Source organism: Kitasatospora sp. McL0602, assembly GCF_052076145.1.
GTDB lineage: Bacteria > Actinomycetota > Actinomycetes > Streptomycetales > Streptomycetaceae > Kitasatospora.
Map to the genome: position 1 here is coordinate 4,827,485 of NZ_CP197246.1, position 19,301 is coordinate 4,846,785.

The following is a 19,301-nucleotide window of genomic DNA, read 5'->3' on the forward strand; positions in this document are numbered from 1 at the left end:
GCACAAAGGCCCCGCCTGATGGCGGGGCCTTTTGCGTTTCCGGGGCGGCTCGGAGGTGGTTCAGAGGTGGTTCAGAGGTGGTTCAGAGCCGACCGGCGGCCTTCAGGGCCAGGTAGGTGTCGGCCAGGGCCGGGGGGAGGGCGGCGGGTGGGGCGTCGAGGACGGTCACGCCGTGGCGGGTGAGGAGTTCGGCGGTGCGGCGGCGGTCGGCCCGGGTCTGTTCGGCTGCGGCGGCGCCGTAGATGTCGGCGACGGTGCCCCGGGCGGTGGCGAGCTCCTCGAGGCGGGGGTCGGCCACGGCGGCGATGACGACTTCGTGGCGCTTGGTGAGGAGGGGGAGGCGGGGGAGCAGGCCCTCCTCGACCGGGCGGGCGTCGAGGCCGGTGAGCAGCACGATCAGGGAGCGGTGCGGGGCGGTGCGCAGGACGGCCGAGGTGAGGGCGCGCATGTCGGTCTCCAGCAGGGCGGGCTGGAGGGTGGCCATGGCGTTGGTGAAGGCGGGGAGGATCTCGCTGGGGGAGCGCCCGAGGATGCTGCCGCGGGCGCGGAGGTCGTGGGCGAGCAGGTCGACGCGGTCGCCCGCCTTGGTGGCGAGGGCGGTGAGTAGCAGGGCGGCGTCGAGGGCCGTGTCGAGGCGGGGGGTGTCGCCGACTCGGCCGGCGGAGGTGCGGCCGGTGTCGAGGACGATCAGGATGTGGCGGTCGCGTTCGGGGCGCCAGGTGCGGACGGCCACGGTGTTGCGGCGGGCACTGGCGCGCCAGTCGATGGAGCGGACGTCGTCGCCGGGGAGGTACTCGCGCAGGGAGTCGAACTCGGTGCCCTGGCCTCGGGCGAGGACGGAGGTGCGGCCGTCGAGTTCGCGCAGGCGGGCGAGGCGGGAGGGGAGGTGCTTGCGGCTGAGGAATGGCGGCAGGGCGCGCAGCGTCCAGGGCACCTGGTGGGAGCCCTGGCGGGCGGCGAGGCCGAGTGGGCCGGTGGAGCGGATGGTGACCCGGTGGGCGTGGTGGTCGCCGCGGCGGGTGGGGGCCAGCCGGGTGGTGAGGCGGCGGCGCTCGCCGGCGGGGACGGTGAGGGTGTGCCGGGAGGCCTCGTACGCGGTGCCGGGCGCCCAGGCGGAGGGAGCCCAGGCGTCGCGTACCTGGGCGCGGAGCGGGCGGCGGGAGGGGTTGGTGAGGGTGAGTTCGACGTCGGCGGGCTCACCGAGGCGGACGGCGGTGTCGCCGCTGCGGGCGAGCCGGAGGCTGCGGACGGGGGCGGCGAGGGCGAGGTCGGTGAGGACGCCGAGCAGGAGGATCAGGCTGACGGTGCCGATTCCGGCCCAGGAGGGCAGCAGGAGACCCACGACGAGTGCGCCGATCGCGGCGAGCAGGGCGGTGCGGCCGGTGAGGGCCATGGGTGCTCCTAACGGGCGGGTCAGCGCGGGGCGGGGGTCTGGGCGAGGACGGCCTGGACGACGGAGTCGGTGGTGACGCCCTCCATCTCGGCCTCGGCGCGCAGTTGGATGCGGTGGCGCAGGGTCGGCAGGGCGAGGGCCTTGACGTCGTCGGGGGTGACGTAGTCGCGGCCGGCCAGCCAGGCCCAGGCGCGGGAGGTGGCGAGCAGGGCGGTGGCGCCGCGTGGGGAGACGCCGATGGCGAGTGAGGGGGAGGTACGGGTGGCCCGGCAGAGGTCGACGATGTAGGCGAGGATCTCGGGGGCGACGGTGAGCTTGGCGATCTCGGCGCGGGCGGCCGCGATGTCGGCGGCGCCTGCGACGGGGCGGACTCCGGCGGCGGCGAGGTCGCGCGGGTCGAAGCCGGCGGCGTGCCTGGCGAGGACCTGGTACTCCTGGTCGCGGTCGGGCAGCGGGAGGACCAGCTTGAGCAGGAAGCGGTCGAGCTGGGCCTCGGGGAGGGGGTAGGTGCCCTCGTACTCGACGGGGTTCTGGGTGGCGGCGACGAGGAAGGGCTCGGGGAGCGGGCGGGGTTCGCCGTCGACGGTGACCTGGTGTTCCTCCATGGCCTCCAGCAGGGAGGCCTGGGTCTTGGGCGGGGTGCGGTTGATCTCGTCGGCGAGCAGCAGGTTGGTGAAGACCGGGCCGGGTTGGAAGGAGAACTCGGCGGTGCGGGCGTCGTAGACGAGGGAGCCGGTGACGTCGCCGGGCATCAGGTCGGGGGTGAACTGGATGCGCTTGGTGCCGAGGCTGAGGGCGGTGGAGAGGGCGCGGACCAGCAGGGTCTTTGCCACGCCGGGGACGCCTTCGAGCAGGACGTGGCCGCCGCAGAGCAGCGCGACGACGAGGCCGGTGACGGCGGCGTCCTGGCCGACCACGGCCTTGGCGATCTCGGTGCGCAGGGCGTTCAGGGCCTCGCGGGGGTTCTCGGGGCTGGCAGCGTCCTTCACGGCTGTCGTACCTGCCTTTCCAGGGCGTCGAGGTCGTCGGTGAGACGCAGCAGGGCGGCGTCGTCAGTGGGCGGGTCGCCGTAGAGCAGGGTGTGCAGCCCGGCGGCGGGGCGGTCGAGGCGTGCGGCGGTGGCGGCGCACAGGGCGGTGGGGTCGGGTTCACCGGCGCTGAGCGGGAGGCCGAGCGCGTCGGCCAGGCGGTGGCGGAGGGCGCGGCGCAGGCTGTCGGCGGCGCGGCCCCGGGCGTGGGCGCGCTGGTAGAGGCGGGCGCGGCCCTCGGTGGTCTCGGAGGCGCGGACGACGGCGGGCAGTTCCTCGGTGACGACGGGCCCGAGGCGGCGGGCGCGCCAGAGGGCGGCGAGCAGGGCTGCGACGGCGAGTTGGGCGGTGCCCCAGTACCAGCCCTGCGGGATGTAGTCGCCGATGGTCCTGCGGGCGGCGAGCGGCGCGGGCGCGCTGTAGTCGGGGAGGTACCAGACCAGGTGCTGCCGGGAGCCGAGCAGGCCGAGCGCCAGGGCGGCGTTGCCGCTGTGGGCGAGCCGCTCGTTGCTGAGCAGGCGGCCGCTGCCGAGCAGGACGAGCTCGCGGGAGCCGGCGTCGGTGTGCCGGACGAGCGGGGCGCCGCCGGGGCGGTGGTAGCAGGCGAGGTCGCCGGGGCCGGGCTGGTAGAGCAGACCGCCGAGTTCGGCGTCGCCCGCGCGCTCGGCCTCGGGGAGGGAGCAGCCGCCGGGGACGTCGGCGGAGGCGAGGCCGTCGGTGTCGCTGGTGAGGGTGACGCCGGGGGCGAGGGCGCGCAGGGCGGTGATCTCGGCGGAGATCAGGACGAGGCGGCTGTCGCTGCCCCGGCGCAGGGTGGAGAGGCGGTCGAGCAGGGTACTGGGCAGCAGGTCGGGTTCGGGGACGACGACGGTGGTGCCGGGGGCCGCGAGGGCGGCGGCGAGCTCGTCGGCGGTGGTGGCGGTGCGGGTGTCGAGGCCGTGCTGTGCCAGCAGGTGGACGACGGCGTGGGTGCCGTCGGGGTCGGTGGAGCGCGGGTCGAGCGGCGGGTAGTCGCGCTCGGTGCCGAGGCCGGTGATGAGCAGCCCGGCGAGCAGGACGAGGACGGCGCCGAGCAGGTACCAGCGGGTGTGCTGCCAGATCCGGCGGCCGCCGGGGGAGACGGAGGTCGTCGTCATACCGCGCTCACCTGGGGTTTTTCGGCCTGGAGGGCCTGGTCGAGCTCGACCAGGCCCTGGTAGGCGGCCTGGTCGGGGGTGCGGTCGCCGTACGCGATGGCGTCGAAGCTGCGGGCGGCGGCGGTGAGTGCCTCGGCGTGCCGGGGGAGGGCGCGGCCTGCTTCGGCGGCGGCTTCGTCGGCGGTGCGGCCGGGGCGCGGGTCGAGCAGGGTGCGCTCCTCCAGGGCTCGGACGAGGGCGCGCATCTGCTCCCGTACGGCTTCGCCCCAGGCGCCGGCGGCCGCGTGGGCGGCGGCGGTGGCGCGGTGCTGGTCGGCGGTGCGGGGGCCGGTGGTGGTGAAGAGGGCGGCGCTGTGGGCTGCCCGGCGGGGTGCGCCGAGCCGCCACCGGAGTGCGGCGGCGATCGCGGCGGCGGCGACCAGGAAGAGCACCAGGGCGGTCACCCCGCTGTGGCCGGCGGCGGAGCCGACTTGGGAGAGGGCGTGGTCGAGCTGGTCACCGAGCCAGTTCATGACGCGTTGCAGCAGGCTCGGGTCGTGCCGGTGGTAGGCCGGGTTGAGCAGCTCCTGCCGGGCGGCGTCGCGGGCCGCGTCCCGGTCGACGGTGACCGGCGCGCCGTCGGCGAGCGGCGCCCATCCCCCCAAGGTCGGCATCCGGTCAGGCTCCCTGCGGTCCGCTCTGGCCCGGTCCGCTCTGGCCCGGGACGGCCGGGCCCGGGACGGCCGGGCCGGGCTGGGCGCCCTGCTCGGGCATCCCGGCGGCGCGGGCGAGCTCGATGTCGAGGGCCTCGCGGCGAATCCGCTGGTCGACGTAGAGCAGCACGTTGATGCCGGCGGACACCGGGATGGTGAGGGTGGCGGCGATGACGCCGCCGACGCTGAGCAGCAGGATCAGCGCGGGTGCGGCGGTGGTGCCGAACGGCGTCGAGCTGTCGCCGCCGGCGATGGCCAGGGCGAAGCCGATGGCGGTGAACGGGATCAGGATGATCATGCTGACGACGCCCAGCAGGATCTGCCCGAGCAGGGTGATGCCGAAGATCCGCCACCAGGAGCCCTTGACCAGCCGCCGGGAGCGGGCCAGCGAGGCGCGGATGCCCTGCTTCTCCAGCATCAGGGCGGGGGCGGCGAAGCCCAGTTGGACGGCGACCCAGATCGCGACGGGGACGGCGGCCAGGATCGGCAGGACGAGCGCGAGGAGCTCGGCGGGGTCGGTGGCCCCACCGATCTGAGCCCCGATCAGCGGCACGGCGCTGATCAGCAGGATGCCGCCGACGATCAGCATGATCAGCAGCGTCAGTCCGGCGAGCCGGCCGAGCCGGGGCTTTGCGGCGGCCCAGGCCTCGCGGAGGGTGACCGGTTGGCCGGTCACGGCCTTGCTGACCACGATGGTGAGCAGGCCGGTCGCGATGATGCCGATCAGGATGTTGAGCGGGTACGCCGCGTACTCGACGGCTGCCGGGAGGGCGTCGTCGGGCCGCTGGTACTGCCAGAGCTGGGCGAGTGCGGAGATGGCCTGCTCGACGACCGCGACGCCGAGCGAGAGGCCGAACGCCGTCCGCCAGTGGGCGCGGACGGTGGAGACGGCGCCGTCGAGGATCTCGCCGAGGCCGAGCGGGCGCAGCGGGATGACGCCGGGCTTGGGGCTCGGCGGCGGCCCCCAGCCGGGGTGCTGCCAGCCCTGCGGGCCGTAGCCGTGCGGCTGAGGGATGCCGTAGCCCTCGGCACCGAGCAGTGGGAGGTAGGGCGGCGGGGCGTCCTGGGGGGTGTTGGTGGGGGGTGCTGCCGACGGCCCGGCGTCCTCGCGGGGTGGCTCGGGCGAGCTGGGCGGGGCCCAGCCCGGGGTGTCGGTCATCACTGCTCCTGGGGTGCGGCTGTGGGGAGGAGGCAGGGGCCCGGCCCCCGCGTGCCGCCCATCGTGCCATGGTGGGCGGGGCGGTCCGAGGGCCGCTGGCAGCTGGGCCCCTGGGCTGCGTACTTTGCGACGGTATGACTGACTCGGGACAGGCCTTCGCGCCTAAATGGCACGGCTGTGCGCCAGGTCACAATCCCGTAATGAGAGGATGGAGCCATGAAGGGACGCGTCCTCGTCGTTGATGACGACACCGCACTTGCCGAGATGTTGGGCATCGTGCTGCGTGGAGAAGGTTTTGAACCGTTTTTCGTCGCCGATGGGGACAAGGCACTAGCCGCGTTCCGGGAGACCAAGCCCGACCTGGTCCTCCTCGACCTGATGCTGCCGGGAAGGGACGGCATCGACGTCTGTCGGCAGATCCGGTCGGAGTCGGGGGTGCCGATCGTGATGCTCACCGCGAAGACCGACACCGTCGACATCGTCGTCGGCCTGGAGTCCGGTGCCGACGACTACGTCGTCAAGCCGTTCAAGCCGAAGGAGCTCGTCGCGCGGGTCCGCGCCCGGCTGCGCCGGGCCGAGGAGCCGACGCCCGAGCAGCTGACCATCGGCGATCTGGTGATCGACGTGGCCGGCCACTCCGTCAAGCGCGAAGGCCGGGGCATCCCGCTGACGCCGCTGGAGTTCGACCTGCTCGTCGCGCTGGCCCGCAAGCCCTGGCAGGTGTTCACCCGCGAGGTGCTGCTGGAGCAGGTCTGGGGCTACCGGCACGCGGCCGACACCCGGCTGGTCAACGTGCACGTGCAGCGTCTCCGCTCCAAGATCGAGAAGGACCCCGAGCGGCCCGAGATCGTGGTGACGGTGCGTGGCGTCGGCTACAAGGCCGGGCCCAGCTGACGTGACGTACGGGACTGACGACTCCCCGTCGGGCACACCTGCCGACGGGGAGGCCGCTGTGCGCGGCGACGTGCTGAGCTCGACCACCCAGGGCCACCCGCCCCGGCGTGGCCCGGCCGCGCTGATCGCACTGGTGGCCCGTCAGCTGCGGCGGCCGCTGCACCGGGTGCGCGCGCTCTACCAGCGCTCGATCCAGGTCCGGGTGGTCGCGGCGACGCTGCTGCTCTCGCTGGCCGTGGTGCTGGTGCTCGGCGTGGTCGTCGTCGCCCAGGTCCGCGCCGGGCTGCTGGGCACCAAGAAGACGTCCTCGCAGAGCCAGGCCCGTGGCGGCTTCCAGATCGAGCAGCAGAAGATCGACGACGCGAGCAACCTCCAGGCCAAGACCGGTGTGGGCACCGACCAGAGCCGGGAGGAGCTCAGCACCTGGCTGATCAAGCAGGTCTCCGACCTCTCCAGCGGCGGCGCCGGCATCTACACGGTGATCGCCCTCGTCCAGCAGGACGGACTGGAGGAGAGCTCGCAGAGCGCCGCGCTGCGCGGTGCCCTCTCCTCGGGCGTCATCCTGCCGAGCAGCATCTCGCCCGAGCTGCGCGCCCAGGTCGCCGCCGAGCCCACCAAGCTGCACGAGCAGACCACCGAGATCCAGCGCGGGCCCGAGAACGGCCACCCAGCGCACAGTGAGCCCGGCCTCGTCATCGGCAAGCAGTTCACCAGCCCCGACCAGAGCACCTACCAGCTCTACTACGTGTTCTCCTTCGGCCAGGAGACCGACACCCTCGGCCTCATCGCCGGCACGCTGGCCACCGCCGGGGTGTTCGTGGTGATCCTGCTCGGCGGCATCGCCTGGATGGTGGTGCGGCAGATCGTGACGCCGGTCCGGATGGCCGCCGGGATCTCCGAGCGGCTCGCCGCCGGGCACCTGGAAGAGCGGATGAAGGTCACCGGCACCGACGACATCGCCCGGTTGGGCGACTCGTTCAACCGGATGGCCAACGGCCTGCAGGCGCAGATCCGCCAGCTGGAGGAGCTCTCCCGGGTGCAGCGGCGCTTCGTCTCGGACGTCTCGCACGAGCTGCGCACCCCGCTGACCACCGTCCGGATGGCGGCGGACCTGATCTACGACAGCCGCGAGGACCTGGACCCGATGGCGGCCCGCTCGGCGGAGCTGCTGCAGGGCCAGCTGGACCGCTTCGAGTCGCTGCTCGCCGACCTGCTGGAGATCAGCCGCTTCGACGCCGGTGCCGCGATCCTGGACGCCGAGCCGGTCGACCTGCGCGACATCGTGCACCGGGTGATCGAGGCGGCCGACCCGCTGGCGCAGGCCAAGGGCAGCGCCGTCGTCATCCGGGGCGGCGACGAGCCCGTCGTCGCCGAGGTCGACCCCCGCCGGATCGAGCGCATCCTGCGCAACCTGGTGGTCAACGCGCTGGAGCACGGCGAGGGCCGCGACCTCGTCATCCAGCTCGGCTCGCGCGACGGCGCCGTCGCCGTCGGCGTCCGTGACTACGGCATCGGGCTGAAGCCCGGCGAGGCCTCCCGCGTCTTCCACCGCTTCTGGCGGGCCGACCCCTCCCGGGTCCGGACCACCGGCGGCACCGGCCTCGGGCTCTCCATCGCCGTCGAGGACGCCCATCTGCACGGCGGCTGGCTCCAGGCCTGGGGCGAGCCCGGCGGCGGCTCGCACTTCCGCCTGACCCTGCCCCGGACGAGGGGCGGCGAGATCAGCCGGGCACCGTTCCGGCTGGAGCCCGAGGACTCCCGGCACAACCGGGGCCTCGGCGCGCCCGGCACCCCGTACCGGCGGACCGCCCGCCCCGCCGGGGCGACGGCGCTGACCGTCACCGGCGAGCCCGGACCGGCCCAGCCGGTGGACAGCCCGGAGACGCCGGACACCCCGCAGACCGGCTTCGGCAGCGGTCTCGGCGGTGTGCTGAGCATCGGCCCCGGCCTCGGACGTCCGCCCACGGCACCCGTCTCGGACCCCTCGGACGTCCGTGCGGCGTCGGCGGGGTACGGTGCGACCGGCTCGCAGGTCGTGGTGGACCGCGCCGGGGCCCGGCCGTCCGCCGCCCGTGCGGAGCCCGAGCGAGTGGTGGACAGCGAGACGGAGGGGGCACACAGTGACGAGGCAGAGCGACAGCAGGACTGAGCGGCGTACCGGTCTGCTGCTCGCCGCCTGGGCGGGGGCCGGCATGCTGCTCGCCACGGGCTGCGTGGCGATGCCCTCCGACGGGTCGCCGGAGGCGCTGAGCCCGTCGCAGGGCGGCGCCGAGAACCTCCAGGTCCGGGTCTTCGCCGTCGAGCCGCACCCCGGTGCGGACGCCGGCGACGTGCTGTCGGGCTTCCTGGACGCCTCCAACGCGGACGAGGCCGACTACGGCACCGCGCTCAAGTACCTCACCGCCGACGCCCGCAAGCGCTGGAACCCGGACGCCGGGGTCGTGGTGCTCCGGACCCGCATCCGGGAGCAGGCCAAGGGCGACGACAGCACCGCCCAGGTCGCCGTGACGGGCACCCAGGTCGCGGGCCTGGACGCCCGGCACACCTACCGCGACACCATCCCGCCCCGGGACTCGGCCGCCGCCCCGGCCTACCGGCAGACCTTCACCCTGGTCAAGGAGACCGAGGGCAAGGACAAGGGCGAGTGGCGGATCGACCAGCTGCCCGACGGGCTGATCGCCGACCTGACCAGCTTCAAGAACAGCTACCGCGCGGTGCACCGGTACTTCTACTCCTCGGCCGACCCGTCGGTGAAGAGCGACCCGCAGGTGCTGGTGCCGGACCCGATCTACGTACGGCGGCGAATAGACCCGCTGACGGCGGCCGCCAAGGCGCTGGCCGCCGGGCCGTCGGACTGGCTCGCGCGGTCCGTCGAGTCGGCCGTCCACGGGGTGCAGATCGTCGGCCCGGTGACGGTCAGTGACAACCTGGTGGCCACCGTGAAGGTGAGTGTCGCCGACTTCGCCGGCCAGCCGGCGCTCTGTTCGCGGATGGCTGGTCAGTTCTTCTACACGCTGGCCGACCAGCTGCCGAAGCGGCAGCTCGACCGGCTCAACCTGAGCGGGGCCAAGGGCTCCTGCTCGGTGGACGCCGGCCAGGCCGGGACGGACGCGCCCGGCAGCCTGGCCGGGCCCGCCGGGGCCGAGCAGTACTACCTGCTGGACAACGGTCAGCTGATGAACAGCCAGGGCAAGCCGGTGCAGGGCCCGCTCGGCATGCCGATCCCGTCCGCGCAGCCCCGGCCCTCGGCCGTCGCCGTCCGGCGGGACGGCGGCGGGGTGGCCGTCGTCAGCGGCGACCACCGGTCGCTGTACGTCGTCGGGCTGGGGTCGGCGGAGAAGTACGGCGAGCCGGTCGTCACCTCCACGGCCCACGGGACCGGCACCGGCACCAGCTCCACCGCTACCGTGTCGCCTTCCGGGACGGTCACGGCGGACCAGAGCCCCGGCCTCGCCTCGCCGAGCTGGGACGGGCGGCAGAACCTCTGGGTGGTCGACCGGGACGCCGGTGCGTCCAGGGTGCTGATGGTCCGGGACAAGGACGTCATCCCCGTCGACGGGCTGGAGGGCCAGCAGGCCCAGCAGGTGCGGGTCTCCTCGGACGGGACGCGGATCGCCGTGCTCGTCCACAACGGCCTCGCCACCCCGCAGCTCATGGTGGGCCTGGTCGTGCACTCGGGCACCGAGAGCCGCCCGCAGGTGATGATCTCGGGCCTGCGGCGGGTGTCCCAGCAGCTGAGCGACATCGTCTCCTTCTCCTGGGCCGACACCGACCAGCTCCTGGTGCTGGGCAAGGAGGACAACAAGCTCCAGCAGCTGCACTACGTCGGCACGGACGGCTCGCAGAGCTCCGACACCCCGCAGCAGGTCGGCGACTCGATGGTCTCCGTCTCCACCTCCGAGACCCTCCCGGCCGGCGACTCGGCCCAGCCGGTGCTGGCCGTCTCGTCGACCCATCAGATCTACCGGCTCGTCGGGAGCCAGTGGCGTGAGGTCGGCACGCAGCTGCACGGGACGGCGTTCAGCTACCCGGGCTGATGCGACGGCAGCTGTGACGGCTGGTGCGGCGCCGGCTGTGACCGCCGTCGGCGGCGGGTCGCGGCGACGGTGGCGGCGGCCGAGGGCGGCCGCCCGCCCGCCCGGAGCGCACGGGCGGCCTCGGCGAGCGTGCTGCCGGTGGTCACCAGGTCGTCCACCAGGACCAGCCGGCCGGGCGGCAGCCGGCCCGTGCACGCGGTGAGGGCGCCCCCGAGATTGCGGCGGCGCTCGGCCGCCGAGAGTCCGGACTGGTCGGCCACCGCACGGTTGTGACGCAGCACCGGTGCCACCCGGGCCGGGCAGCCGGTGCGCCGGAGCTCGCGCGCCGCCGCGCGGGCCAGCCGCAGCGTCGCGTCGTGCCCGCGCTCGTGGACGGCCCGTCGGGTGGAGGGCATCGGCACCAGCAGCACCGGCCCGGTGGCGGCACCGGCACCTCCAACACCTCCGGCACCGCGATCGGGCCCCAGCGCCGAGCGGACGGCGGTTGCCAGCGCCCGCCCGAGCGGCCCCGCGAGCCGGACGGTGCCGCGCTCCTTGTGCGCGAGCAGCAGCTGACGGACGGGGTCGGCGTACGCGGTCGCGGCGTGCAGCGGCGGCAGACCGGGCGGTGGCGGTTGCGGCCCGGCGGGGCCCGCGCGGGCGGCGCGCAGCACGGCGGCACAGCGCGCGCAGAGCTGGGTGCGCCCGGTGCGGCAGCCTGCGCAGGGGGCGGGGAGGACGAGGTCGAGCAGGGCGAGCAGCGGGGTGCCGAGGACGGTTCCGATGACGCCTCCCGGGGCTCGGACGGGGCTCGGATGCGCGGAGAGTGATCAAACGGTGGGCCGTACGGGGGGTGTTGTCCAGGTCTTTACCGCTATTTCACTCGCAAGAGGGTAAACAGTGTGGAACAGCTGGACAGCAAGCCCTGGGCCGCTACGTTGTTCGACTGGGGAGGCGAAATCCCCGTCCTGGGTGTTCCATAAGGCCACAAGGGGTTTCACGCGTTCCTGGTGGGGAGGAAGTGAGGTGAGGGCCAGTCGCACTCGCCGCCCCCGGCGAAGCGAGGGTTCGGCGGCAGAGGGGCTGGTCCGGCTGGGTCTCAGCCCGATCCGGTGATCCGGGTCGGCGTCAGCACGAGGGATCGGAGTTCTGCGTGGACATCGTCGTCAAGGGCCGCAAGACCGAGGTGCCCAAGAGGTTCCGCGAGCACGTGGCCGAGAAGCTGGAGAAGGTCCAGAAGTTCGACGGCAAGGTGATCAGCCTCGACGTCGAGGTGTCCAAGGAGCACAACCCGCGCCAGGCCGACCGGTCCGAGCGGGTGGAGATCACTCTTCGTACCCGTGGCCCGGTGATCCGGGCCGAGGCGGCCGCCGCGGACCCGTACGCGGCCCTCGACCTGGCTTCGGCGAAGCTCGACGCGCAGTTGCGCAAGTCCGCCGACCGGCGTCGGGTCCACAAGGGTGGCACCGGAGGCCGTACCCCGATCAGTGTCGCTGAGGCGACGGCGGCGCTCGCCGCCCTGCCCGAGGCGGAGCCGCCGGGCGCCGGGGTCAACGGAGCCGCCCGCAAGACCATGATGGGTTCCCTGGAGGTGGAGGGCGACGGCCCGCTCGTCGTCCGCGAGAAGACACACCACGCCGGGCCGATGGCGCTCGACCAGGCTCTGTACGAGATGGAGCTCGTCGGCCACGACTTCTACGTGTTCGTCGAGAAGGACAGCGGTCTGCCCAGCGTGGTCTACCGCCGGCACGGCTACCACTACGGTGTCATTCACCTCGCGACCGACGGATCGGTCACCGACGAGGCGGGCGGCGCCGGGGGCGCGATCGGGACGGACGAGGACTGATCCCCGCTGGTGAGGCCGTGGTGGTGAGGCCATGGCAGTGACGAACCGAAGAGACTGACCGAGTACGTGACCCCGGAGGCCAGGAGCCTCCGGGGTCACCCAGCTGGGCGGTCCGACGGCGGAGGGTGATCACAGGGCGGTTCGGCCATGGAATGATGGGCCGACAGCGACCGGCGACGGGGGAGGAGCGGATGGGGGAGAACAGTCGGAGTCTGCGAGGCGGATCGGCGGTTCCGGGCGATCCGGCCTCGGGCTGTCGGCCGCCCGAGTACCAGCCGCCCGAGTACCCGCCCCGCCGTGCCGAGCCGATCCGGGTCCTGGTGGTCGACGACCACGCGCTCTTCCGGCGGGGGCTGGAGATCGTGCTCGCCGAGGAGGAGGACATCCGCGTCATCGGCGAGGCGGGGGACGGTGCGGAGGCCGTGCACAAGGCCGCCGACCTGCTGCCCGACATCATCCTGATGGATGTCCGGATGCCTCGCCGGAGCGGGATCGAGGCTTGCACCGCGATCAAGGACGTGGTGCCCAGCGCCAAGATCATCATGCTGACGATAAGCGACGAGGAAGCCGACCTCTACGAGGCGATCAAGGCCGGGGCCACCGGCTACCTGCTCAAGGAGATCTCCACCGACGAGGTCGCCACCGCGATCCGCGCGGTCGCCGACGGCCAGTCGCAGATCAGCCCCTCGATGGCCTCCAAGCTGCTCACCGAGTTCAAGTCGATGATCCAGCGCCGGGCCGACGACCGGGACTTGGTGCCCGCGCCCCGGCTGACGGACCGTGAGCTGGAGGTGCTCAAGCTGGTCGCCACCGGGATGAACAACCGGGAGATCGCCAAGGAGCTCTTCATCAGCGAGAACACGGTGAAGAACCACGTCCGCAACATCCTGGAGAAGCTGCAACTGCACTCCCGGATGGAGGCCGTGGTCTACGCGATGCGCGAGAAGATCCTCGAAATAGGCTGACTCGCGGGCCCTTCGAGGGCCCTACAGCAGCTTCTCCAGGGCGGGCCGCAGGCGCTCGTCCTGGAGGGCCTCGACCCGGACGGTGTCGCAGCCGACCCAGGAGGCCGCCTCGCGCAGCGCCTGGGCCAGCGGCTCGACGTACTTCGGTGCGTCCAGAGAGATCTGACGGGCCACCAGGGTGCGGCCCTCGCGGGCCGGGTCGACCCGGCCGACCAGCCGGCCGCCTGCCAGCAGCGGCATCGCGAAGTAGCCGTGCACCCGCTTGTGCTTCGGTGTGTACGCCTCCAGCCGGTGCGCCATGCCGAAGATCCGCTCGGTGCGCGGCCGGTCCCAGACCAGGGAGTCGAAGGGCGAGAGCAGTGTCGTCCGGTGCCGCCCGCGCGGCTCGGTGGCCAGCGCCGCCGGGTCGGCCCAGGCCGGGGCGCCCCAGCCCGCGACCTCGACCGGGACGAGACCCGATTCGGGCAGCGCGGCGTCGAACTGCTCGGCCTTGAGCCGGTGGTAGTCCATCAGGTCGGCCCTGGTCGCCACCCCGAGCGCGGCGCCCGACTGGGCGACCAACTGCCGTACGCACTCCTGGTCGGAGAGGCCGTCCCCGAACAGCTCGGCCGGGACGGCCTGCTCGGCGAGCTCGTAGACGCGCTTCCAGCTGCGCCGCTCGGTGCAGACCACGTCGCCGAAGGCGAGCGCCTTCTCGACGGCGATCTTGGTGTCGGACCAGTCCCACCACTCGCTCGTCCGCTTCGCCCCGCCCAGCTCGGTGGAGGTGAGCGGGCCCTCGGCGCGCAGCCGGTCGAGCACCTGCCGGTACGTCTCCTCGGGGACCTGGTGGTGCCAGAGGTGGCCGCGGGCCCGGTACGAGCGACGGCGGAAGGCGAACAGTGGCCACTCGGACATCGGCAGGATGCAGGCCGCGTGCGACCAGTACTCGAAGGTCGTCTCCGCGCCCCAGTACGCCGACTCCACCGCCGGGCGGCCCACCGCGCCCAGACGCGCGTACGGGATCAGCTCGTGCGAGCGGGCCAGCACCGAGATGGTGTCGAGCTGGACGGCGCCCAGTCGGCGGAGCACCCCGGGCACCCCGGCCCGGCGGTCGGGCGCGCCCAGCAGGCCCTGGGCGCGCAGGCCGATCCGGCGGGCCTCGTCGGCGGAGATGGTCGTCGGCGTCATGCCGGGGAGCGTACGGGGTGGCACCGACAGGCGGCCACGGACGGTCGCGGACGGGCGGCCACGGACAGCCGCGCCGGGGAACGAATGGGGGGTCCTGTACGTACAAGGCTCCGCGAGGAGTCGGGCGGTGCCCGTTTTGCCCCACCAGAGCGCGCTATCGGCGCATGTGCTCTCACGGGTGACACGGGAATACCGTGCTGACGCACCTCCCGGGGCGTTGGCCTCCTCGCATACGATGACCCGTACGGTGGGGTAACCCGCCTCGCAGTCGTCCAGAGCCGACCCAGGCAAGGAGCACGCCCAAGTGTCCGTCTTCGACAAGATCCTGCGCGCCGGCGAGGGCAAGATCCTTCGCAAGCTGCAGCGGATTGCCGCCCAGGTCAACTCCATCGAAGAGGACTTCGTCAACCTCACGGACGACGAGCTGCGCGCGCTGACCGACGAGTTCAGGGGGCGGCTGGCCGACGGCCAGACGCTCGACGAGATCCTGCCCGAGGCCTTCGCGACCGTCCGTGAGGCGGCGAAGCGCGTGCTCGGCCAGCGGCACTACGACGTCCAGATCATGGGTGGCGCCGCTCTTCACCTCGGCTTCGTCGCCGAGATGCGCACCGGCGAGGGCAAGACCCTGGTCGGCACCCTGCCCGCGTACCTGAACGCGCTGACCGGCAAGGGCGTGCACCTGATCACGGTCAACGACTACCTCGCCGAGCGTGACTCGGAGTGGATGGGCCGGGTGCACCGCTTCCTCGGCCTCGAGGTCGGCGTGATCCTCGGCAGCATGTCGCCCGCCGAGCGCAAGCGTCAGTACTCGATGGACATCACGTACGGCACGAACAACGAGTTCGGCTTCGACTACCTGCGCGACAACATGGCCTGGTCGCAGGACGAGCTCGTCCAGCGCGGCCACAACTTCGCGGTCGTCGACGAGGTCGACTCGATCCTGATCGACGAGGCCCGTACGCCGCTGATCATCTCCGGCCCGGCCGACCAGGCGACCAAGTGGTACGCCGACTTCGCCAAGCTGGTGCAGCGCCTCAAGATCGACCGGGACTACGAGGTCGACGAGAAGAAGCGCACCGTCGGCGTGCTGGAGGAGGGTGTCGGCCGGGTCGAGGACTACCTCGGCATCGACAACCTCTACGAGTCGGTCAACACGCCGCTCGTCGGGTTCCTGAACAACGCCATCAAGGCGAAGGAGCTCTACAAGAACGACAAGGACTACGTCGTCATGAACGGCGAAGTCATGATCGTCGACGAGCACACCGGGCGCATCCTGGCCGGCCGCCGCTACAACGAGGGCATGCACCAGGCGATCGAGGCCAAGGAGGGGGTGGAGGTCCAGAACGAGAACCAGACGCTGGCCACCATCACCCTGCAGAACTTCTTCCGCCTGTACGACAAGCTCTCCGGCATGACCGGTACCGCCACCACCGAGGCGGCGGAGTTCCACCAGATCTACAAGCTCGGCGTCGTGCCGATCCCGACCAACCGGGACCCGCTGCGGATCGACCAGCCCGACCTGATCTACAAGTCGGAGCCGGCCAAGTTCGCCGCCGTGGTCGAGGACATCGCGGAGAAGCACGAGAAGGGCCAGCCCGTCCTGGTCGGCACCGTCTCGGTCGAGAAGTCCGAGTACCTGTCGCAGGAGCTGCGCAAGCGCGGCATCCCGCACGAGGTGCTGAACGCCAAGCACCACGAGCGCGAGGCGCAGATCGTCGCGCAGGCGGGCCGCAAGGGCGCCGTCACCGTCGCCACCAACATGGCCGGCCGTGGCACCGACATCATGCTCGGCGGCAACCCCGACCACCTCGCCGCCGCCGAGCTGGCGCAGCGTGACATCACCCCGGAGGACACCCCGGAGGAGTACGAGGCGGCCTTCCCCGAGGCGCTGGAGCGCGCCAAGGTCGCCGTCAAGGCGGAGCAGATCGAGGTCCAGGAGATCGGCGGCCTGTACGTCCTGGGCACCGAGCGGCACGAGTCCCGCCGGATCGACAACCAGCTGCGCGGCCGCTCCGGCCGTCAGGGCGACCCGGGCGAGTCCCGCTTCTACCTGTCGCTCGGCGACGACCTGATGCGGCTCTTCAAGGCCGGGATGGTCGAGCGCGTGCTCTCGATGGCCAACGTGCCCGAGGACGTGCCGATCGAGTCGAAGATGGTGACCCGCGCGATCGCCTCCGCTCAGACCCAGGTCGAGCAGCAGAACTTCGAGATCCGCAAGAACGTCCTCAAGTACGACGAGGTGCTGAACCGTCAGCGCGAGGTCATCTACGGCGAGCGCCGCCGCGTCCTGGAGGGCGAGGACCTCCAGGAGCAGGTCGGCCACTTCATGGACGACACCGTCGAGGCGTACGTCAGCGCCGCGACCGGCGAGGGCTTCGAGGACGACTGGGACCTGGACAAGCTCTGGACGGCGCTCAAGCAGCTCTACCCGATCACCCTCGAGCTGGACAAGCTGGAGGACGAGGCGGGCGGCTCCGACGGCCTGACACCGGAGTTCCTCACCAAGGTCGTCCAGGAGGACATCCAGGGCCAGTACGGCGCCCGCGAGGACCAGCTCGGCGCCGAGATCATGCGCGAGCTGGAGCGCCGGGTCGTCCTCTCGGTGCTGGACCGCCGCTGGCGCGAGCACCTCTACGAGATGGACTACCTCCAGGAGGGCATCGGCCTGCGGGCGATGGCCCAGCGCGACCCGCTGGTCGAGTACCAGCGCGAGGGCTTCGACATGTTCGGCGCCATGATGGAGGGCATCAAGGAGGAGTCCGTCGGCTACCTGTTCAACCTGGAGGTCCAGGTCGAGCAGCAGGTCGAGGAGGTGCCCGTGGTCGAGGGCGCCCTGGGCGAGGCTCCCGAGGGTGTCCGGCCGGAGATCAAGGCGAAGGGGCTGGAGGCCCCGAAGCCGCAGCGGCTGCACTACACCGCGCCGACGGTCGACGGCGACGAGACCGTCATCGAGGGCGATTTCGAGGGTGACTTCGAGGACGGCGACGGCGACGGTCTGACCCGGGCCGAGCGCCGCAAGGCCGCGAAGTCCGCGAAGGGTCGCCGCCGCAAGGCGTAATGCTTCGTGCGCAAGGGCGCCGCTCCCCTGGTGGGGGCGGCGCCCTTCTGCGTGCGCTCAGCGGGCTTCGACGGCGGCGCACTGCCACTGCTCGGTGCGGCGATGCCGTTCGAGGCGGAAGGCGACCATGTGGTGGCGGGGGCCGTACTCGACCCGGACGCAGACCTCGAGCGAGCCGGGGAGCGGGGCCGAGTCGTGGACCCGGCCGAGGCGGTGCTGGGCGTGGCGGCCGGTCGGGCGCAGCGGGCCGGTCCGGACGAGGGCGGTGAGCTGCTGGTACGCGGGGACGGTGGTGTGGCGTTGCAGCTGGCCGACGGGGCGCTGGCCGGTGAGGACCTCGACCAGGCGCAGGGCGAAGCGGGTGGCGAGGTCGCCGTGGCTGCCGTGCGGCGGGGAGCAGACGGCGCGCGGGTGGCGGGGGTGGCGCGGTTCGGTGGCCGGGACGGGCGCCGGGTGGTGGGGGTGGGGCGTGCGGACCGGGCGGCGGGCGGTGGAGTGCACGAGGGGGCGTACGCGGACGGCTGCGAGTTCGGGCATCTGGACCTCCGGCGCTGGTCGGGCGGGGTGTCGAGGTCCTTGGTACCCGGTCGGCGAGGCGGTCACAACGACCGCCCCGGCGGTGTCGGGGCCGCGCGGTGGTGTCACCTATCCGGGTGGTGGCGGCTGCGGGTGACGGGGTCCGGGGCGTCGCGTCGGTGCGGTGGGTTGACGCGGACGGGGGAGCGGCGGCGCACGAAGGGGGACGTACGCCAGGCGAAATTCTCGTGGCAGGCCGGTGGCAGCTCCCGTCCTACCGGCGGGTAGGACGGAGGATCGGGGGCAGGTGATCCGGAGAGGCGGACAGGCATGGGGAGCAGGGCCGTCAACGGCAGCGTGGTGGCCGGCGCCGTCCGGGGCGAGGGGATCCGGCGCGGGCTGGTGCTGGGCGGCGGCGGGATGCTCGGCGCCGCCTGGACGATCGGCGCGCTCTGCGCGATCGAGGAGAGCACCGGGTGGCGGCCGGGCGGTGCCGAGGTGATCCTCGGGACCTCCGCCGGGTCGATCCTGGGCACCATGCTGGCGGCCGGGGTGGGCCCCGGGGACCTGCGTGAGCACCAGCTCGGTCGTGCCGTCGCGGCCGGTCCGCTGGCGGGGGTGGACTTCGACTACGACACGGCCGTCGGCGGCGCCCTGCCGCCGCGCCCGCGCCCCGGCATCGGCTCTCCGGGCCTGCTGCGGGCCACTGTCCGGCACCCCCGGGAGTACCCCTTCCTCACCATGGTGTCCGCCGCCGTGCCGACCGGTCGCGGCTCGGTCGCCCCCGTCGGTGATCTCGTACGGCGGCTGGTCGGGGCCGACGGCTGGCTGCCGGACTCGGGCCTGCGGGTCGCGGCGGTGGACTACCGGACCGGCCGCCGCGTCACCTTCGGCGACCCGGACGCGCCCGAGGCGGCGGTCGCGGACGCGGTGATGGCCTCCTGCGCGATCCCCGGCTGGTTCGCGCCGGTCGAGGTCGCGGGCGGCCGGTACGTCGACGGCGGCTGCTGGTCGGCGACCAACGTCGACCTGATGGCGGCGCGGGGGCTGGACGAGGTGTACGTGCTCGCGCCGATGGCCCTGCGGCCGACCTGGCCGGCCGGTGGCCGCCCGCAGGGAGCGGCGGCCGTCCTGCGGGAGTGGCGCGAGCGGGACCGGCCCAAGGGCGTCCTGGCACAGCTGGTCAGCCGGTACCGGCGGGCCGTGACGCGGCAGATGCTGCGGGAGACGGCCCTGCTGCGGGAGGCGGGCACGCGGGTGCAGCTGCTGGCGCCGACGCTGGAGGACCTCGCGGTGATGGGGCCGAACATGATGGATCCGGCCCGGCGGACGGCGGTGCTGGAGACCGCGTTGCGGACCAGCGCGGAGCTGCTCGGTGCCGTCCAGGACGCCGGCCGGGCAGCCCCCGGGTAGTGCATGGCTGAGCCG

At 73.1% G+C, this 19,301-nt stretch carries 15 protein-coding genes; 7 read left to right on the forward strand and 8 right to left on the reverse strand.

Annotation, left to right across the window (positions count from 1 at the left end; all coding sequences use genetic code 11):
- Nucleotides 1–82: 82 nt before the first annotated feature.
- From ACR68M_RS22125 to ACR68M_RS22145, 5 genes are read right to left on the reverse strand one after another with little or no spacing between them, the layout of a single operon-like run.
- On the reverse strand, nucleotides 83–1,393 hold the full coding sequence (locus ACR68M_RS22125; RefSeq protein ID WP_441245842.1) for a DUF58 domain-containing protein: 1,311 nt from the start codon (nucleotides 1,391–1,393) through the stop codon (nucleotides 83–85).
- Between the two features lie 20 nt (nucleotides 1,394–1,413).
- Entirely contained in the window at nucleotides 1,414–2,382 is a 969-nt protein-coding gene (locus tag ACR68M_RS22130; protein ID WP_441245843.1) for an AAA family ATPase, read from the reverse strand.
- Nucleotides 2,379–3,557 carry a DUF4350 domain-containing protein gene (locus ACR68M_RS22135; protein WP_441245844.1) on the reverse strand — a complete coding sequence of 393 codons (1,179 nt, stop codon included), beginning with the start codon at nucleotides 3,555–3,557 and terminating at the stop codon, nucleotides 2,379–2,381. The genes ACR68M_RS22130 and ACR68M_RS22135 overlap by 4 nt, the downstream gene beginning before the upstream one ends.
- The gene (locus tag ACR68M_RS22140) at nucleotides 3,554–4,210 is read right to left on the reverse strand and encodes a DUF4129 domain-containing protein (protein ID WP_441245845.1); all 657 of its coding nucleotides are present in this window, start codon (nucleotides 4,208–4,210) and stop codon (nucleotides 3,554–3,556) included. Before ACR68M_RS22140 ends, ACR68M_RS22135 begins: the two co-directional genes overlap by 4 nt.
- A 4-nt stretch (nucleotides 4,211–4,214) precedes the next feature.
- Nucleotides 4,215–5,408: a hypothetical protein gene (locus ACR68M_RS22145; RefSeq protein ID WP_441245846.1), complete on the reverse strand. Its 1,194-nt coding sequence runs from the start codon at nucleotides 5,406–5,408 to the stop codon at nucleotides 4,215–4,217.
- 216 nt (nucleotides 5,409–5,624) lie between these two features.
- On the opposite strand from ACR68M_RS22145, the gene mtrA reads away from it, so the two are divergent.
- From mtrA to ACR68M_RS22160, 3 genes are read left to right on the forward strand one after another with little or no spacing between them, the layout of a single operon-like run.
- A complete protein-coding gene (gene mtrA, locus ACR68M_RS22150) occupies nucleotides 5,625–6,302 on the forward strand; it encodes an MtrAB system response regulator MtrA (RefSeq protein ID WP_104816374.1) in 678 nt (225 codons plus the stop codon).
- Nucleotides 6,303–6,360: 58 nt separating this feature from the next.
- Complete coding sequence (gene mtrB, locus ACR68M_RS22155; RefSeq protein ID WP_441245847.1) at nucleotides 6,361–8,451, forward strand: MtrAB system histidine kinase MtrB; 2,091 nt, start codon at nucleotides 6,361–6,363, stop codon at nucleotides 8,449–8,451.
- Nucleotides 8,423–10,339 carry an LpqB family beta-propeller domain-containing protein gene (locus ACR68M_RS22160; RefSeq protein ID WP_441245848.1) on the forward strand — a complete coding sequence of 639 codons (1,917 nt, stop codon included), beginning with the start codon at nucleotides 8,423–8,425 and terminating at the stop codon, nucleotides 10,337–10,339. Before mtrB ends, ACR68M_RS22160 begins: the two co-directional genes overlap by 29 nt.
- On the opposite strand, the gene ACR68M_RS22165 is transcribed toward ACR68M_RS22160, so the two are convergent.
- The gene (locus ACR68M_RS22165) at nucleotides 10,327–11,079 is read right to left on the reverse strand and encodes a ComF family protein (RefSeq protein WP_441251681.1); all 753 of its coding nucleotides are present in this window, start codon (nucleotides 11,077–11,079) and stop codon (nucleotides 10,327–10,329) included. The genes ACR68M_RS22160 and ACR68M_RS22165 overlap by 13 nt on opposite strands.
- Nucleotides 11,080–11,471: 392 nt before the next feature.
- On the opposite strand from ACR68M_RS22165, the gene hpf reads away from it, so the two are divergent.
- Nucleotides 11,472–12,164 carry a ribosome hibernation-promoting factor, HPF/YfiA family gene (gene hpf / locus ACR68M_RS22170; RefSeq protein WP_441245849.1) on the forward strand — a complete coding sequence of 231 codons (693 nt, stop codon included), beginning with the start codon at nucleotides 11,472–11,474 and terminating at the stop codon, nucleotides 12,162–12,164.
- Nucleotides 12,165–12,355: 191 nt separating this feature from the next.
- Nucleotides 12,356–13,129 carry a response regulator gene (locus tag ACR68M_RS22175; protein ID WP_441245850.1) on the forward strand — a complete coding sequence of 258 codons (774 nt, stop codon included), beginning with the start codon at nucleotides 12,356–12,358 and terminating at the stop codon, nucleotides 13,127–13,129.
- A gap of 21 nt (nucleotides 13,130–13,150) precedes the next feature.
- On the opposite strand, the gene ACR68M_RS22180 is transcribed toward ACR68M_RS22175, so the two are convergent.
- Nucleotides 13,151–14,299, reverse strand: a complete 1,149-nt coding sequence (locus ACR68M_RS22180; RefSeq protein WP_441245851.1) for a winged helix-turn-helix domain-containing protein — start codon at nucleotides 14,297–14,299, stop codon at nucleotides 13,151–13,153.
- A 304-nt stretch (nucleotides 14,300–14,603) separates the two neighbouring features.
- On the opposite strand from ACR68M_RS22180, the gene secA reads away from it, so the two are divergent.
- The gene (gene secA / locus ACR68M_RS22185) at nucleotides 14,604–17,357 is read left to right on the forward strand and encodes a preprotein translocase subunit SecA (protein WP_441245852.1); all 2,754 of its coding nucleotides are present in this window, start codon (nucleotides 14,604–14,606) and stop codon (nucleotides 17,355–17,357) included.
- 57 nt (nucleotides 17,358–17,414) lie between these two features.
- Here secA and ACR68M_RS22190 read toward each other — a convergent pair whose 3' ends face one another.
- A complete protein-coding gene (locus tag ACR68M_RS22190; protein ID WP_441245853.1) occupies nucleotides 17,415–17,894 on the reverse strand; it encodes an Rv3235 family protein in 480 nt (159 codons plus the stop codon).
- A 309-nt stretch (nucleotides 17,895–18,203) separates the two neighbouring features.
- Between ACR68M_RS22190 and ACR68M_RS22195 the strand changes: the two genes are divergently transcribed.
- Nucleotides 18,204–19,286 (forward strand): patatin-like phospholipase family protein, encoded by a 1,083-nt coding sequence (locus tag ACR68M_RS22195; protein WP_441245854.1) that lies wholly within the window; start codon nucleotides 18,204–18,206, stop codon nucleotides 19,284–19,286.
- The last annotated feature ends 15 nt before the right edge of the window (nucleotides 19,287–19,301 follow it).

Bases quoted from the DNA above. Each gene is read 5' to 3' on its own strand.
- ACR68M_RS22175 (WP_441245850.1), top strand. From the start codon at position 12,356: ATGGGGGAGAACAGTCGGAGTCTGCGAGGCGGATCGGCGGTTCCGGGC.
- ACR68M_RS22125 (WP_441245842.1), bottom strand. From the start codon at position 1,393: ATGGCCCTCACCGGCCGCACCGCCCTGCTCGCCGCGATCGGCGCACTC.
- ACR68M_RS22195 (WP_441245854.1), top strand. From the start codon at position 18,204: ATGGGGAGCAGGGCCGTCAACGGCAGCGTGGTGGCCGGCGCCGTCCGG.
- ACR68M_RS22140 (WP_441245845.1), bottom strand. From the start codon at position 4,210: ATGCCGACCTTGGGGGGATGGGCGCCGCTCGCCGACGGCGCGCCGGTC.
- ACR68M_RS22190 (WP_441245853.1), bottom strand. From the start codon at position 17,894: ATGCCCGAACTCGCAGCCGTCCGCGTACGCCCCCTCGTGCACTCCACC.
- mtrA (WP_104816374.1), top strand. From the start codon at position 5,625: ATGAAGGGACGCGTCCTCGTCGTTGATGACGACACCGCACTTGCCGAG.
- ACR68M_RS22180 (WP_441245851.1), bottom strand. From the start codon at position 14,299: ATGACGCCGACGACCATCTCCGCCGACGAGGCCCGCCGGATCGGCCTG.
- ACR68M_RS22145 (WP_441245846.1), bottom strand. From the start codon at position 5,408: ATGACCGACACCCCGGGCTGGGCCCCGCCCAGCTCGCCCGAGCCACCC.
- ACR68M_RS22135 (WP_441245844.1), bottom strand. From the start codon at position 3,557: ATGACGACGACCTCCGTCTCCCCCGGCGGCCGCCGGATCTGGCAGCAC.